The organism is Paenibacillus haidiansis, assembly GCF_036553665.1.
GTDB classification, from domain to species: Bacteria; Bacillota; Bacilli; order Paenibacillales; family Paenibacillaceae; genus Fontibacillus; species Fontibacillus haidiansis.
Window position 1 is genome coordinate 63964 of record NZ_JAZHPZ010000004.1, and the last position, 14410, is coordinate 78373.

At 55.7% G+C, this 14410-nt stretch carries 16 protein-coding genes and 1 pseudogene; 7 read left to right on the top strand and 10 right to left on the bottom strand.

The window, feature by feature from the left end:
• The first annotated feature begins 78 nt into the window (after positions 1–78).
• The gene (locus tag V3851_RS09905) at positions 79–501 is read left to right on the top strand and encodes a GntR family transcriptional regulator (protein WP_331846378.1); all 423 of its coding nucleotides are present in this window, start codon (positions 79–81) and stop codon (positions 499–501) included.
• Between the two features lies 1 nt (position 502).
• Positions 503–1603: a DUF1648 domain-containing protein gene (locus V3851_RS09910; protein ID WP_331846379.1), complete on the top strand. Its 1101-nt coding sequence runs from the start codon at positions 503–505 to the stop codon at positions 1601–1603.
• A 55-nt stretch (positions 1604–1658) separates the two neighbouring features.
• Here the strand turns inward: V3851_RS09910 and V3851_RS09915 are convergent, their stop codons facing one another.
• Positions 1659–2405 carry an IclR family transcriptional regulator gene (locus V3851_RS09915; protein WP_331846380.1) on the bottom strand — a complete coding sequence of 249 codons (747 nt, stop codon included), beginning with the start codon at positions 2403–2405 and terminating at the stop codon, positions 1659–1661.
• 308 nt (positions 2406–2713) lie between these two features.
• Here V3851_RS09915 and V3851_RS09920 point away from each other — a divergent pair, with 308 nt between their 5' ends.
• On the top strand, positions 2714–3700 hold the full coding sequence (locus V3851_RS09920) for an alpha/beta hydrolase (protein ID WP_331846381.1): 987 nt from the start codon (positions 2714–2716) through the stop codon (positions 3698–3700).
• A gap of 166 nt (positions 3701–3866) precedes the next feature.
• Positions 3867–5165, top strand: coding sequence for a Fe-Mn family superoxide dismutase (locus V3851_RS09925; RefSeq protein ID WP_331846382.1), 1299 nt, complete (start codon positions 3867–3869; stop codon positions 5163–5165).
• A 108-nt stretch (positions 5166–5273) separates the two neighbouring features.
• Here V3851_RS09925 and folE read toward each other — a convergent pair whose 3' ends face one another.
• The 7 genes and pseudogenes from folE to V3851_RS09960 all read right to left on the bottom strand — a co-directional run bounded on the left by folE (position 5274) and on the right by V3851_RS09960 (position 10167).
• Positions 5274–5867, bottom strand: coding sequence for a GTP cyclohydrolase I FolE (gene folE, locus V3851_RS09930; RefSeq protein WP_331846383.1), 594 nt, complete (start codon positions 5865–5867; stop codon positions 5274–5276).
• A gap of 66 nt (positions 5868–5933) precedes the next feature.
• Positions 5934–6170: a YneF family protein gene (locus tag V3851_RS09935; RefSeq protein WP_331846384.1), complete on the bottom strand. Its 237-nt coding sequence runs from the start codon at positions 6168–6170 to the stop codon at positions 5934–5936.
• 89 nt (positions 6171–6259) lie between these two features.
• A complete protein-coding gene (locus V3851_RS09940; RefSeq protein WP_331846385.1) occupies positions 6260–7294 on the bottom strand; it encodes an HD-GYP domain-containing protein in 1035 nt (344 codons plus the stop codon).
• Positions 7295–7320: 26 nt separating this feature from the next.
• Positions 7321–8490 (bottom strand): annotated as a pseudogene (queG, locus tag V3851_RS09945) (tRNA epoxyqueuosine(34) reductase QueG); the annotation flags it as partial.
• Positions 8491–8531: 41 nt separating this feature from the next.
• Positions 8532–8975, bottom strand: coding sequence for a ribonuclease HI (gene rnhA / locus V3851_RS09950; protein ID WP_331846386.1), 444 nt, complete (start codon positions 8973–8975; stop codon positions 8532–8534).
• A 21-nt stretch (positions 8976–8996) separates the two neighbouring features.
• Complete coding sequence (lepB, locus tag V3851_RS09955) at positions 8997–9617, bottom strand: signal peptidase I (protein ID WP_331846387.1); 621 nt, start codon at positions 9615–9617, stop codon at positions 8997–8999.
• 109 nt (positions 9618–9726) lie between these two features.
• Positions 9727–10167 carry a GNAT family N-acetyltransferase gene (locus V3851_RS09960; protein WP_331846388.1) on the bottom strand — a complete coding sequence of 147 codons (441 nt, stop codon included), beginning with the start codon at positions 10165–10167 and terminating at the stop codon, positions 9727–9729.
• Positions 10168–10528: 361 nt separating this feature from the next.
• Here V3851_RS09960 and V3851_RS09965 point away from each other — a divergent pair, with 361 nt between their 5' ends.
• A complete protein-coding gene (locus tag V3851_RS09965; RefSeq protein WP_331846389.1) occupies positions 10529–11143 on the top strand; it encodes a superoxide dismutase in 615 nt (204 codons plus the stop codon).
• 18 nt (positions 11144–11161) lie between these two features.
• Complete coding sequence (locus tag V3851_RS09970) at positions 11162–11374, top strand: hypothetical protein (protein WP_331846390.1); 213 nt, start codon at positions 11162–11164, stop codon at positions 11372–11374.
• Positions 11375–11669: 295 nt separating this feature from the next.
• Here V3851_RS09970 and mutY read toward each other — a convergent pair whose 3' ends face one another.
• The gene (gene mutY / locus V3851_RS09975) at positions 11670–12926 is read right to left on the bottom strand and encodes an A/G-specific adenine glycosylase (RefSeq protein ID WP_331846391.1); all 1257 of its coding nucleotides are present in this window, start codon (positions 12924–12926) and stop codon (positions 11670–11672) included.
• Positions 12927–12950: 24 nt separating this feature from the next.
• Entirely contained in the window at positions 12951–13340 is a 390-nt protein-coding gene (acpS, locus tag V3851_RS09980; RefSeq protein WP_331846392.1) for a holo-ACP synthase, read from the bottom strand.
• A 164-nt stretch (positions 13341–13504) separates the two neighbouring features.
• Here acpS and V3851_RS09985 point away from each other — a divergent pair, with 164 nt between their 5' ends.
• Complete coding sequence (locus tag V3851_RS09985) at positions 13505–14329, top strand: alpha/beta hydrolase family protein (RefSeq protein WP_331846393.1); 825 nt, start codon at positions 13505–13507, stop codon at positions 14327–14329.
• Positions 14330–14410: the final 81 nt, after the last annotated feature.

The window sequence follows — 14410 nt, forward strand, 5'->3', positions numbered from 1 at the left end:
ATCAAGCGGTTTACAATCTGTGTGTCAACTGTTATATTTGATATATAACAGTTGTACATTATGCAAAGGAGGGTTCTCTTGATCATTCAGCTTGATTTACAGTCCGAGGTCCCCATCTATACGCAGCTTGTCCATCAGATCATCGAAGGAATTGCCGGCGGAAAACTGCAACCTGGCGAGCCGCTGCCGTCCGTGCGGAGCCTCGCCTCCGATATCGGGATCAATCTCCATACGGTTAACAAGGCCTATACCCTGCTGAAGCATGAAGGATATATTCAGGTCCACCGCCAGAAAGGCGTCGTCGTCAACCCGGACGGGATGCCGCCGGTCACGCAAGAGTTTGCCGATAGACAGCACAGCGAGCTGAGGCCCGTTATCGCCGAGGCGATTTGCCGGGGAATGAGCAAGGATGAGCTGCTGGACATAGTAGACCGGCTGTACACGGATATTGCACCTATTACACCTATTGCACCTATTGCGCCACAAGGAGGAGAGAATTAATATGCAGATCTTATCCGTTTTACTGCTCGTCCTTTTGCTTCTGCCGGTCATGGCCATTTTGGCTTTTATGCCTTATTTGATGAGGAAAACCGTCAGCTTCGGCATCTCCGTAAGCGAGGAAAATTACCGCAGCGCACCGCTGCGCCGGATGCGGAAGTCCTATGCCGGAATAAGCTCCGGTCTTTATGGGGTAATATTCCTGCTCTGCATTTACAGTCTGGTCAAATCCGGAGGCGAAATTGAGCAGACGGGTGCCTTCGGCGTATACGTTGTTCTGACGGTCGTCATTTCGATCGCCATGAACCTGATTTTCCATTTTAAAATGAAAAAAATGCTGCCTTCCCTGCCGGCCGCTCCTGCGGCCCAATCCGTGATTGCCGTGGATACCGGCTTCCGCCGCAACAAGCTGGTCTACTCGAATTATTGGTTCTTGATTCATGCCGCGGTCATAGTGATCAGCGTCATCGGGGTCCTGGCGAATTACGGGCGGATTCCCGAGCAAATCGCCATGAAATTCGACATCGAGGGGAATATCGCCCGCAGTGCGGCCAAATCTTACCGGAGCGTACTGTTTCCCAATATCATGCAGGCATTCATGACGTTGTTGTTCCTGTTCATTAACGTGAGCATCTTGCGGAGCAAGCAGCAGACATACGCCGGGGCTCCGGAACAATCCATCCGGCAGAACGTCCTGTTCCGCCGCAGATGGTCGATATTCACGATCCTGTCCGGGCTGGCGCTCGTACTCCTGTTCTCTTTCGTTCAGCTCAACATGATCCATCCGTTGGGTACCGGCGTCATCACGCTTGTCAGCTTCGGCGTTCCGGTCGTGATCGTACTTGCCGCGGTCTTCCTCTCCTTCACCACAGGCCAGGGAGGAAGCCGGACCGGCCGTAAGGAAGCGGGCTCCGGTGTGCAGCCGGTTGACGACGACAGGCATTGGAAGCTCGGCAGCATATACTTCAATCCGCAAGACCCTTCGATCTTTGTGGAGAAAAGAACGGGGATCGGTTGGACGTTCAATTTCGCCCACCCGGCAGGCTGGCTGATCTTAGCCGGTATCCTTATCGTCATCGCGGCTGCGTCCTTTTTTGCGGATTAAAAGAATAGGCTGAATTGGCTGCACGTGGGTGCGGCCGTTTCAGCCTGTTTTTGATTTAATTATGAATCATCATCCCCATCTCCCGGGCCGCTTCGATCAGCACCGGGGCGAACTCGGTGAGCGTCTGCGGCGACAGCCGGCTGACCGGACCGGACACCGACAGGGCCATCACGATCTTGCCGGTCCGGTCGAAGATCGGGGCGGACACCGCCGCTGCGCCGGGCTCACGCTCCTCGTAGCTTGTAGCGTAGCCTTGCCTCCGGATCTCCTGGAGCTGAGCGAGGTACGCCTCCCGATCCACCGTGGGCGGCCAATCGGCAACGTCCAGCACGGCCCGCACGACCGTCTCGTCCGCGTAGGCGACGAGCACCTTGCTGGACGCGCCGACGTAAAGCGGCAGCCGGGCTCCGACCGGGGCGACCCGCCGGATCGCCTGGTTGCTCTGCACCGCCTGAATCCGCAGGCGGTCCGTGCCGTCCCGCAAATACAGGCTGACCGTCTCGCCGAGCCGGTCGCGAAGCCGCTCCATTTGCGGCAGCAGCAGGACCGCCGGGTCGTCATCCTGGGACAGATAGGCCGACAGCTCCCAGATTTTCAGGCCGAGGCGGTACTTCTCCGTTGCCGGATTGCGGATGACGAACCCTTTTTCCTCCAAGGTCGTCATCAGGCGGTGCACCGTGCTTTTATGCAGCCCGATTTCCCCGGCGATTTCGGTCAGTCCGAGATCGCTGCCCTTCGTAAAGCACATCAATATATCCAGCGCCCTTTCCACGGCGCGCACAGTCAACTTACGGTCCTCCATCCTGAACCACACCCCTCTGAGTTTCATTCCATGAAACGCGGTTACATAAATTATAATGAAAATCACGATCGTCCGTCAATCGATCCGATATAATCCCGTGCAATCCCGTGGCAATTATCTCCGTCTGCGTTGACATAACCGGATGCTCGTCATACGATATTTTATAGATTCGTCCTGTTTCGACATATTCCGATTATTTGCGCCAGGGACGGTTAAATAGAATAAATAGCATTTTGCACTTTATTTAATGGGAAGCCCGGCATCTGTGAACATATAATGAATTACGACATACATGAGGAGGGGAGTGTATGAGCCAAAGCAGCCGCAGCGATCTTCCCCTGCCGACAGGATTGAAGGAAAGAGAGGCCTCCGGGCTTGAGGTCCGGCATATCAGCTTCAAGCATATTATTGTGGCCTTGCTGTTGTCGGTTTTGTGTTTTCTGATCTTTTGCTTTATTTCACTGCACGGATATATCGCCTGGGTGCTGTCCAATCCGACGGTGGCCCCGCTTTATTCCAACCCGAAGCTGTCCAAGAACCTGGACTACGAGGACGTTTCCTTCCCCGCCGCCGACGGCAGCCGGATGATGCAGGGCTGGTACATTCCCGCCGAGGGCTCGGACAAAACGATCGTGTTCAGCCACGGTTACGGGGCCAATCGCGAGGAGACCTGGATTCCGATGTACGACCTCGCCCATTACGCCCATCGCCTGAATTTCAATGTGCTGATGTTCGATTACGGGTTCGCCGCCCAGAGCAGCAAAGAGGTGGCCACCGGCGGCAAAAAAGAAGCCCAGCAGCTGCTCGGAGCCATCCAGTTAGCCAAGCAGCACGGCAGCCAGGAGATCATCGTTTGGGGCTTCTCCATGGGCGCGGGAACCGCGCTCCAGGCCGCCCTGTTGAGCGATGACATCGACGGGATGATTCTGGACAGCACCTTCCTGCTAGAACCGGATACGATGTATCACAATATCCGCCAGCACCTGGACCTCCCGCGTCATCCGTCACTCGAGATTATTGAACTGCTGCTGCCCGTGCTGAACGGTACGAGCCTGCGGCAGATTCCTTATCAGGAGGTCAAGTCGAGCGATTATCCTTTCCCGATCCTGTTTATCCATGGCACCGAAGACGAAAAGGCTCCTTATCCAATTGCCGAAAAATTGGCCGAAAACCAGACCAATCCGTTATCCGGGGTTTGGATCGTCGAGGGATCGCATCATGAGCTGATCTTTCGCGAGCATCCCAAAGAATACTTGCGCCTCGTTTCCACCTTCCTAAGCCAAATCGGACAGTAGTCCCAGGCGCCGGGACTTCGGATACCGATTATTTTGATTTCAACCCGATAAACGGCATCTCTGAAAAACGCCAACGCCTGATCGTCAGGCGTTTTTTCTTTGCATAGGCCAAACCGCCCGCGGAATAGAATGGTAACAACGTTGGATTTCGAGGAGGGTTGTCCCGATGCAGTTTGTTTACGGACCCTATTTGCCTGTCCGTATTTTAGAGGAAATCCGCTTTTGGAAGCAGATCGAGAAGGAGCATACCGAAGTCATCAAAGCGGTGGTCCCGGATTTGGAGCCGTTTTACGTCAAGCTGCTGGACGAGTGGAAGCAGGTTTTCGCCACTACGCAGGAGGCGGCGGACCAGCTGCTCTCTTATGCCGTATCGTCCAAAGAAGCGTCATGCGATCCGCAGCTCGTCAAAGAGACCGAACGGATCTTGGAGGCTTCGGTGCGCCAATCCCGGGAATTTATCCGGCAGTTGTATTTTATGCTGGACCAAAGCGCCGCCGTTAAAGCCGTACCGGTCGCCAGAATCCTGCTGCTGCACATCATTCGCGAATCGGAATACTTCCTCGGGGTGCTGGAAACACTCAACCGTCCCGGCGCGATCGCAGGCAGCATGGCAGGTTACGGGGTTCCGCCTTATCGGACCGAGAACGAGGCCGGGGCCGGGGCTTGGGAGGATCCTATAAACGGTCAACGGCAGGAAGCCGGTATCGACCGGGACGGCGTACAACCGACCGTCCACCTGTCGGCCGTCCCCGACGAGCAGAACGAACCGGACGAAAGAGCATGCTCGGACAAAAAGGAAAATGCTGCGGCGTCGGACCCCAACCAGACGGATGGCCGTCCTGTCCCGATCGGCGGCCATACCCTTCCGCCCCTGCCCTATCCCTACAATGCGCTTGAGCCGTACATTGACGAAGCGACGATGCGCATCCACCACGACAAACACCACAAGACTTACGTCGACGATCTAAACAAAGCGGAGAAGAAGCTCCAGGAGTCGCGCAAATCCGGTAATTTCGATCTCGTCAAGCATTGGGAACGCGAACTGGCGTTTAACGGAGCGGGCCATTACCTGCACACGATTTTCTGGGATATTATGAGCCCGAATGGGGGAGGAAAACCGGAGGGTGAGCTGCTGGAGCAAATCAAGCGCGATTTCGGCAGCTACGACGCCTTCCACAAGCAGTTCTCCAGCGCGGCCGAAAAGGTCGAGGGCGGCGGCTGGGCCATTCTCGTCTGGAGCCCGCGAGCCCACCGTTTGGAAATTCTCACGGCGGAGAAGCATCAGAACCTGTCGCAATGGGACGTCGTTCCGCTCCTTCCGCTGGACGTCTGGGAGCACGCCTACTATCTGAAGCACCAGAACAACCGCAAGGATTATATCGCCGACTGGTGGAACGTCGTATACTGGCCCGCCGTCGCGGAGCGGTACGAAAAAGCGAGGAAATTAAAATGGCAGCCGTATTGACGGCTGCCTTTTTCCGTTCAAGCGCGTAATCCGCATGAAAAAAACCCTTGGGACAAGCGGCCAAAAACCGCTTATTCCAAAGGCTTAAAAATCTTACCCTTCCTATCCCTATTCCTTAAGCAGGGACAAGAACTCCGCGCGCGAAGCGGCGTCCGTGCGGAACGTTCCGCGTACCGCCGAGGTGACCGTTTTGCTGCCCGGCTTCTTGACGCCCCGGGAGCACATGCACAGATGCTCGCCTTCAACGACGACCATGACGCCCTGCGGCTTCAGCACCTCGTCCATGATATCGGCGATCTGCGAGGTAATCCGCTCCTGGACCTGCAGGCGGCGGGTCACCGCCTCGACCAACCGGGCCAGCTTGCTGAGGCCGGCGATTTTTCCGCTGGGGATGTATCCGATATGCGCTTTGCCGAAGAAAGGCGCCATATGGTGCTCGCATTGGCTGTAATACACGATATCTCTTACAATGACGAGCTCTTCATGGTTTTCTTCGAACGTAACCCCGAGTACTTCCCTGGGATCCACGTCGTATCCGGCAAAAATCTCCTCATACATTCGGGTTACCCGGGCCGGCGTTTCCAGCAATCCTTCACGCTCCACATCTTCCCCGATCAGTTTGAGGATTTCGCGTACATGATGCTCGATCTGCTCGCGGTTGTCTCCCACCCGTGTGTTGACATAATCTTTAACGCCAGCCATTAGCGCCTCCTCCTTTCAATAATCCGTGATGTATATGCAGCACCGGGCTGCTTGGCTTCCTCAGGCTTACTTCTTCTTGCGCTTGCCTCCGGCCGGAGGCACCTGACCCTGATTTTTCATCATTTGTTGGGCGCGCTGCATTTGCTTGTTATTTAAATTATATCCCATTTGCTTCGCCATCTTTTGCAGCATTTGCGGATCGTTTTGCATTTTTGTCAGCTGTCTCCGCAAATAGAAGACGCCGATGGCAAAGCCGCCGATCAGCCCGACGATTAACGTAATAATAGGAATTACGATATCCATTGATAAGCCACCCCTGTATCAAATCTCCTTATGCGATAGCCAAGTCAGCTAGCGCACTCAACATATCATAGCATTCAAGCAGGCTTGATTCAAGCCAGGACCGCCTCGATAAACACCGTCGTTTCTTTGGCCAGATCCACTTCCTTGACCTCCATATCCTCTCCGGACCCGCGTGCGATCCGGACGACCGGACGTCCGGGCAAACCGCGATGCTGGCGGACGACAACCCCGGTCTCCTTGGTGGACAAACGAACGGAGGTCCCGTTAGGATACACGGAGACGATCCGGGTGAATTCCACGAGCGCCTCACGGTCAAGCACCTGCTCGGAGCAGGCCATCAGCCGCTCGCATGCCTCATGCGGAAGCATCGCCCGTTCATCGCCGCCCCCGCCGCCGATCAGGTTATCGTACATATTGGCAATGGCGACAATCTTGGCAAACGGATGGATCTCCTCGCCGTTCAACCCGCGCGGCAGGCCCGTCCCGTTCAAACGTTCATGATGCTGCAAGGCGGTATGGGCGATAAGCAAATTGAATTCGCGTTTTTGCTTGAGCATCTCGAAGCCCTGCCAAGTGTGGTGGTTTTTCGGATCGTTCGGGTCGGCGTCTTCGGGCAGCTGTTTGCTTTTGCCGATATCATGAAGAAGCGCGCCGATCGCAAGATCCTTCAGTTGCCCGTAATTCAGTCCCAGATTGAGTCCGATCATCGACGAGATGAGGCACACATTGACGGCGTGCAGATAAGCAGCGTTATCGGCCGTACGGATATCGGTCAGTTGAACCAGCACTTCCTTATTGCTCAGCACATCCTCGAGCAGCTTGTCGACCGAGGCGCTGATTTTGCGCGTGCTCCACTCCTTGCCCGAGCGGACCGCTTCCAAAGCATCGCTCATTTCCCGAAATACCGCTTGTTTTGTCGATTCGCTCAGGACGTCTTCGATTTCAATATCCTCATAGTCGGAGTCCTTGATGTAAAGCATCGTCACCCCGATCCGTTTGAGCGTATTGATCATATAAACGGTAAGCTGGATCCCCGCCGACAAGAGCACCGTCCCGTTCGCGGAGTATACGGTCTTCCCCAACAATTGGCCCGGCTCGATATCCTCAATGCTGATAAATCTCATGTCTTATCCCCCTAGTCGATCGTTGCTTCAAGCTTCCTGCGGGCCGCAGCCAAATATTCCAGCACTTCGGGATCGGACTCCGTCTCGGCAGCCTTGGCCACCGCCGCCAGCGCCTCATCTCCGCCGATCCGGCCGAGCGCCCACGCCGCGGTTCCCCGCAAAACCGGTCTCGAATCGTTTTCCATAATATCTATTAATTTCGGCACGGAAGAGATATCTTTGAAGTTCCCGAGGGCGATCACCGCGTTCCGCTGAATCGGCTTCTTCCCCCGCCAAGCCGCAGCGCTGCGCCCGAACCGCTCCTTGAACTCCTTGTTGCTTAAATCAAGAATCGGCAGCAACAGCGGCTTCACCGTTTCGGGATCGGGCGCAAGTACCGGCCGGTGGTTCCACGATTTCCCCTTGTTCTTCGGGCATACAACCTGGCATGTGTCGCAGCCGTACAGCCGGTTTCCGATCTTCACCATAAATTCCTCTTCGAGAAAACCCTTCGTTTGGGTCAAAAAAGAAATGCAGCGCTGTGCGTTCAATTCTCCCGGACCGACCAAGGCTCCGGTCGGACAGGCGTCCAGACATTTAGTACAGTCGCCGCAGTCTTCGGTCACCGGAGAATCGGGCGGAAACGGGATATTCGTCATCAGTTCGCCAAGATAGATCCAGGACCCCCATTTGGGCGAAATGATCGCGCAGTTTTTGCCGGAAAAGCCGATCCCGGCCCGCTCGGCCACCGCACGGTCCGACAATACTCCCGTATCGACCATGCTCTCGATCCGCGCGCCGGGCACGCGTTCCATAATGAACGCCTCAAGTTTGGACATCGCTTCCCGCAGCACCTGGTGGTAATCCTCCCCCCAGGCCGATCTGGCGAGAATGCCGCGCCGCTTGCCGGGCTCCGATTTGGGCGGATCGTTCAGCTTCGACGGATACGCCACGGCGATGGAAATCAGCGATGCAGGCTGTTCCATAGTCAGCTCCGGGTAGACCCGCTTATCGATATCCGGCTCCTCGAAGCCGGATTCATAGCCTTTTTCGCGCCGGTCCAGCAAGATGGCTTTGAGCGACAAAAACGGGTCTGCGGACGCAAACCCGATATCATCTATACCTAATGATGGCGCGGCTTCCTTGATTTCACGCTTTAGCCTTTCCCATGCGGGAAGGCCCGCCGTAAGTGTATTTTCGTTTAAGTTTTCGGCCATCGCCATCTTTTTCCCCTCCTTATACAGGTAACATAATCCTATCACTTCACAGACAAAGATTTGATCGCTTCCCGCGCCAGTTGGTCGCAGCGGTTGTTGAGCTCGTTGTCGCTATGGCCTTTGACCTTCACATATTCCACTTGGTGAATTCCCATCAGGCGCCAAAGCTCTTGCCACAGCTCCTTGTTCTCCACGGGCTGGTTCTTGCTGTTCTTCCAGCCGTTCTTCAGCCATCCCCGGATCCAGCCCTGCTGAAAGCAGTTGACCACATAAGCGGAATCGCTGTATACCTTCACCCGGCACGGCTCCTTCAACTGGCTCAGCGCCGAAATTACCGCCTGAATCTCCATCCGGTTGTTCGTCGTCAGCGGCTCTCCGCCGGACATCTCCTTGCGGTGCTGATTAAACATGAGGATGGCGCCCCAGCCTCCCGGCCCGGGATTTCCCGAGCAGGCGCCGTCCGTATATATCGTCACTTCTTTCACGCAGGTAACCTCCTGGAAGGGCTATAGGCCTCGTATTTTCGGGATCGGCCAGAATACGAATTCCGCCCGTCCCACAATCCAATCTTTCCGCACGCTGCCGAAATAGCGGCTGTCCTTGCTCCGTCCGGCATGGCGGTTGTCCCCCATCACAAAATATTCGTCTTCTCCCAGTGTCACCGGGGCAAGATCGCCGTCTTCAATGACCGTATCCGTGTACGGCTCCGACTGCGGCCGGCCGTCAATGATAAGCACATGATCGCGGATTTCGACGGTTTGCCCCGGTACGGCGACAACCCGCTTGATGAGAAGCGGCTTTTTGTCTTCGCCCGTACTCGGATCTTTGAGTACGACGACATCCCCGGCCTTGGGTGGAACAAAGCGGTACACGATCTTGTCCACGAACAGCCTCTCCGCTTCCTCCAATGTCGGCTCCATCGATTGTCCTTTCACCAAGGACAAATTGAAAACGAATATATTCAACAGCAGCATCACCGCGAACGCGACCGCCACCGTCTTGAACAAATCCCAAAGTTCCCCGGCCAAACCGCCGCTTTCGCTTGCGGACTTTTCGGCGTCCAAAGCTTTCGTCTTTGACTCTTCATTTAAGCCCGATTCGCCTTCGGGCGGTACAAGCGGTTCCATGACACACCTTCCCTTGTATAAATAGAAAAGCATATCCGACGCCCATTTGCAACGGGCGGAAGATATGCTCAAGGTCCTGCAAAATATAGCAAGAGCCGAAGATTCCTCTTTATCTGGATCCGGACAACGAACTTACAGCGGCGATGCTAAGCTTCTGGAACGCCTCCAGAAATTTTCCGGCATAGCCCATCGCTTCATATAACGGGGCAATCGCCTTGTTGTGGTCGTCTCCGGCAATCATGACTTTACGTACATTACGCTGCTGAAACCGTTGTTCCATAGCAGTGATGAGATTTTTGCCTACTCCTTGGCGACGGTAATCGGGATGGACGGCGGTGCGGTAAATGAAGCCCGTGTTCTGGTCGATCGTACCGATCAATGTACCCACAATCCGGTCATCGATTTCGGCGATCAGAATTAATTCCGAATCCCAGGACAGCTGTCTGGCAAACGCCCGCTTGGTGTCTTCGTAGCAATCTTCCATTAAAGATTCCTGCAGAAGCTCCATCACTTGATTCACATCACCCAATTGGAAGGAACGAATAAGCATGCTATGATCTCCCTTTTCTCTACTTATGATAGACTCATGTAAAATGCACGGTTCAATTTTTACATTGACCGAATAGTTGAATCCAGACAAAAAACGAGAAAAAAACTGCTTCCTTGTCCATTAAAACATAATTATCTCCGAAAAACATCATTTTTCTTCTGAAAGCGCTTCATATTAAGCGTTTACATCAATTATTTCATTATTTTTTTCTATTACTGGAAATGTAAATGCATAATTTACCGGCACCTTCCAATAATAGGATTGTTAATCCCGGTTAAATATCCGTTTGTTTTTGACGCGAACGGGTAAAAAGATTAATGCATGTAAAATAAAACTTAAAACATACGGAGGTATACCGAACATGGCTTACGAATTACCGGCTCTTCCTTACCCCGCGAACGCCCTGGAACCCTATATCGACGAGCAGACGATGAATATTCACCATGACCGGCACCATAATACGTACGTGACCAATTTGAACGCCGCCTTGGAGAACGCTCCGGAATTGGCGCAGAAAAGCGTGGAAGATTTGATCGCGAATCTGCACAGCGTGCCGGAAAACATCCGCACGGCGGTACGCAATAACGGCGGCGGGCACGCCAACCATACGCTGTTTTGGCAGGTGATCGGCCCAGATAGCGGCGGCGCGCCGACCGGAGCCGTGGCCGAGGCCATTGACCGGGAGCTCGGCGGATTCGAGAAATTCAAAGAAGATTTCACCAAGGCCGCTACGACTCGCTTCGGCAGCGGTTGGGCTTGGCTCGTTGTGGGCAAGGACGGCAAGCTCGCGGTGACGAGCACACCGAACCAGGACAACCCGCTGTCCGAAGGCTTGACGCCAATCCTCGGCCTGGATGTCTGGGAGCATGCCTACTACTTGAAGTATCAAAACAAACGCCCCGATTATATCGCCGCGTTCTGGAACATCATTAACTGGAACGAGGTCAACAAGCGTTACGAGGCCGCGAAAAAATAAATTCCGGAGGGATCAGATATGTCTACGGACAAGCAGCAGGATTTGACGAACGACCCGCAGGAAATGCTTAAAGCCAAGCACGAGGCCGACAAGGAGAAGCAGCAGTTTACGAGCTTCGCGCGCAGCGTCAGCGGCCAAACTCCGTTCGACCAGGGCCAGGTGACTCCGGACAAGCATCATGAGCCCGACCAGCAAAACCATATGAAGGATACCGAGAATCGGATGATCTGACGAAATCAGCAATATAAAAAGCTGCCCGCCGCAATTTCCCTTGCGGCGGGCAGCTTTTTTGTTACGGTGATCAATATATTAACTGGATTTCCTACAGCTATTTTAGCTAAAACCACTCCGTTTGGTGAATTAGATGTAAAACCTGCAGTTATTTGTCGAGGATTCTCTTCAAAGGGCCTAAATTGGCTAAATTAACTGCAGGATTTCCGGTTAATTCGACGGACGTTCCATAAAGCGGCCGAATTAGCTGGATATTTTCCAGTTATTCGTCTAGGGCGGCTAAGCTCTGATTTAATCAGCTCAAGCTCCATAAAGGAGAGTATTGCTTCAATATCCGCAGGAAGACATTCGGAAAAGCCAGGCCCTCCATGTCTTCGGGGGCGATCCAGCGATATTCCTCCGCTTCGTTCGCGGAGGCGCCGCTTTCGTAGGCGGCGCTCGCCTCGGCCACGGCTTTGGCCGCGGCGTCCGTGCCGGGGCCGGGGCCGAAGCCGGGACCCGGGAGCGAGCCGGAAGGCCCGGCGGCAATGCCGCCGGGAGCGGCTAGCTCCCCGGCCGCTTCCCGGAAGCGGAAGACGCGGAGGTTCCAGTGGATATGGCTGAACGTATGCTCCGCGTCCATGAACGCTTCCAACGGCCGGGCGGCCACGCCTGCCTCGGAGAGCGCCGCGGCGAGCCGGTCCATCGCCGGCCCGTCCGGCAGGCCGGCGCCTTCGCCGGCGTTCGCGGCGGCGGGGATGTGGGGCAGCTCCCACATCCGCGCAAGCAGCCCCGCGGCCGGCCGCCGGCGGACGAGCACGCGCCCGGCGTGCTCCCCGTCGCCCTCCACGAGGGCGACGAGCCGGTACTCCGGCCGCGGCGGCTTCGCCTTGCTCTTCACCGGCAAGGCCTCCTCCACGCCTTCCAGGCGCGCGGCGCAGTGCGCCATGACCGGGCACACCAGGCATTGCGGCGATTTCGGCGTGCACACCAGCGCGCCAAGCTCCATCAGCGCCTGGTTGAAATCCGCCGCCCGCCCGCGCGGAATCAGCCCCGCGGCCAGCTCCTCGATCAGCGTTCGCGTGCCGGTCTTCGCGATATCTTCCTCAATGAGGAAGTATCGCGACAACACCCGCATCACATTGCCGTCGACCGCCGGCTCCGGCCGGTTGAAGGCGATGCTGAGGATCGCGCCGGTCGTATAGGGGCCGATGCCCTTCAGCGACGCCACCTCGGCCTTATTATCCGGCACGACCCCGCCGTGCCGTTCCATCACCTGGCGCGCCGCCGCCTGCAAATTGCGGGCCCGGGAATAATAACCGAGCCCTTCCCAGCATTTCAGCACGTCCTCCTCCGGCGCTTCCGCCAAATCCTTGATCGTCGGAAAGCGTTCAATAAACCGCTGGAAATACGGAATGACCGTATCGACGCGGGTTTGCTGCAGCATGATTTCCGATACCCAGATGTAATAGGGGTCCCGCTGTCTGCGCCAGGGGAGATCCCGTTTGGAGCGCTCATACCATTCCAGCAGCTCGCCGCTAAAATATTTCTTGCTGTCTATGCTTTCTTGCATCGCTATCTCCTTCATTTCAAAAGCTTATTTCAAACGTTCCACCACGGCAAACGCCGAAGCGAGATGGCGCTCGTGCGTAATGCTGAGATGGACGGCGTAATCCGGCGCAGATAAGCCCAAGCGTTCCCAGGCTTCCCCGGACAAGGTGACGATCGGCTTCCCGCCGGCGTCCGGCAGCACCTCCATATCGGTAAAAGCCAGAATCCCGCCGATCCCGCAGCCGAACGCCTTGCTCACCGCTTCCTTGGCCGCGAACCGCCCGGACAGAAACTCCGCCGGCCTTGCCGCGCAGCCCGGAAGCTCAAGCTCGGCTTCCGTGAGCAGCCGACGTTTCAGCCTTTCTCCGACCTTCCCTTGCGCCATGCGGTGCATTCGTTCGATTTCCACAACATCATGACCTACTCCGTATATCAAAAGGCTGTCCCTCTTCCTCTGTATCACTTCGGCGGACGTTTAAAACCGCCTTGCCATTTATACACCCCATTGTAACAGGGAAGCCGCCTTGAAGCGAGTCCATGGGCGGCTTCATGGTATAATTAGGGAACAATTAAAAAGCCCTAGAAAGGATGGAATAAAAGATGCCGATCGATTTCCAGCTTCCCCTCGAAGGCGGGCATTTATTGAGATGCTCCCGCTTCCCGGCACAAGCGGAACCGCAGAGTTTAATCCTGATCGCCCATGGCTATAAAGGCTTCAAAGAGTGGGGCATGTTCCCTCCGGCCGCCGAATATTTGAGCCGTTCCCATGAAGTAATTGCGTTCAATTTCTCCCATAACGGGATCGGCGACCGGCCCGACGAATTTACCGAACTGGACAAATTCGCCGTCAACACCTACGACCGGGAACTGTCCGATTTGGCGGAGCTTGCCGCTTTCGTACGCGCCGATGAGTGGCTCGGCCGTCTGCCGCTGTTTCTGCTCGGCCACAGCCGGGGCGCGGGCGTCTCGCTGATCCACGCCCTTGATCATCCCGGCCAGGTCCGCGGCGTAATCAGTTGGAACGGGATCACGAATCTCGATCTGTTCAGCGACCAGCAGAAGCTGGAGATGCGGGAATCCGGGCGCAGCCATGTGATGAACGGTCGGACCAAGCAGCGGATGCCGCTGGACAAGATCATCCTGGAAGATCTGGAGCGGCAGCGCGAACGGTATGATCTGCTCGGCCGGATGGAGCGGAGCCGGGATTTCCCCGTCGTGCTCATCCAAGGCTCCGAAGACGGGGAGCATCTGCGCCAAGGCTCCGCTGAGCTTGTCCGGCGCCGCCCGGATATCGAATGGATTCGGATCCCGGGCGGCAATCATACGTTCGGCACGGTCCATCCCTTCCAGGGGTTCACGGAGCCGTTCACCGCTGCGCTCCAGGCTACGCTTGATTTTATCTCGAACACCGTCAAGCGCTTTTGAGACTCTTTCCAAAAGCTTCGGACAGCAAGAATGATCAAGTTTCGCAATTCTCCTTCGCTTATACTTAGAGCATAGACCGGT

Bases quoted from the DNA above. Each gene is read 5' to 3' on its own strand.
- lepB (WP_331846387.1), bottom strand. From the start codon at position 9,617: ATGGAACCGCTTGTACCGCCCGAAGGCGAATCGGGCTTAAATGAAGAG.
- V3851_RS09910 (WP_331846379.1), top strand. From the start codon at position 503: ATGCAGATCTTATCCGTTTTACTGCTCGTCCTTTTGCTTCTGCCGGTC.
- V3851_RS09935 (WP_331846384.1), bottom strand. From the start codon at position 6,170: ATGGATATCGTAATTCCTATTATTACGTTAATCGTCGGGCTGATCGGC.
- V3851_RS09940 (WP_331846385.1), bottom strand. From the start codon at position 7,294: ATGAGATTTATCAGCATTGAGGATATCGAGCCGGGCCAATTGTTGGGG.
- mutY (WP_331846391.1), bottom strand. From the start codon at position 12,926: ATGCAAGAAAGCATAGACAGCAAGAAATATTTTAGCGGCGAGCTGCTG.
- V3851_RS09925 (WP_331846382.1), top strand. From the start codon at position 3,867: ATGCAGTTTGTTTACGGACCCTATTTGCCTGTCCGTATTTTAGAGGAA.
- V3851_RS09985 (WP_331846393.1), top strand. From the start codon at position 13,505: ATGCCGATCGATTTCCAGCTTCCCCTCGAAGGCGGGCATTTATTGAGA.
- V3851_RS09960 (WP_331846388.1), bottom strand. From the start codon at position 10,167: ATGCTTATTCGTTCCTTCCAATTGGGTGATGTGAATCAAGTGATGGAG.
- V3851_RS09915 (WP_331846380.1), bottom strand. From the start codon at position 2,405: ATGGAGGACCGTAAGTTGACTGTGCGCGCCGTGGAAAGGGCGCTGGAT.
- V3851_RS09965 (WP_331846389.1), top strand. From the start codon at position 10,529: ATGGCTTACGAATTACCGGCTCTTCCTTACCCCGCGAACGCCCTGGAA.
- V3851_RS09920 (WP_331846381.1), top strand. From the start codon at position 2,714: ATGAGCCAAAGCAGCCGCAGCGATCTTCCCCTGCCGACAGGATTGAAG.
- folE (WP_331846383.1), bottom strand. From the start codon at position 5,867: ATGGCTGGCGTTAAAGATTATGTCAACACACGGGTGGGAGACAACCGC.
- V3851_RS09970 (WP_331846390.1), top strand. From the start codon at position 11,162: ATGTCTACGGACAAGCAGCAGGATTTGACGAACGACCCGCAGGAAATG.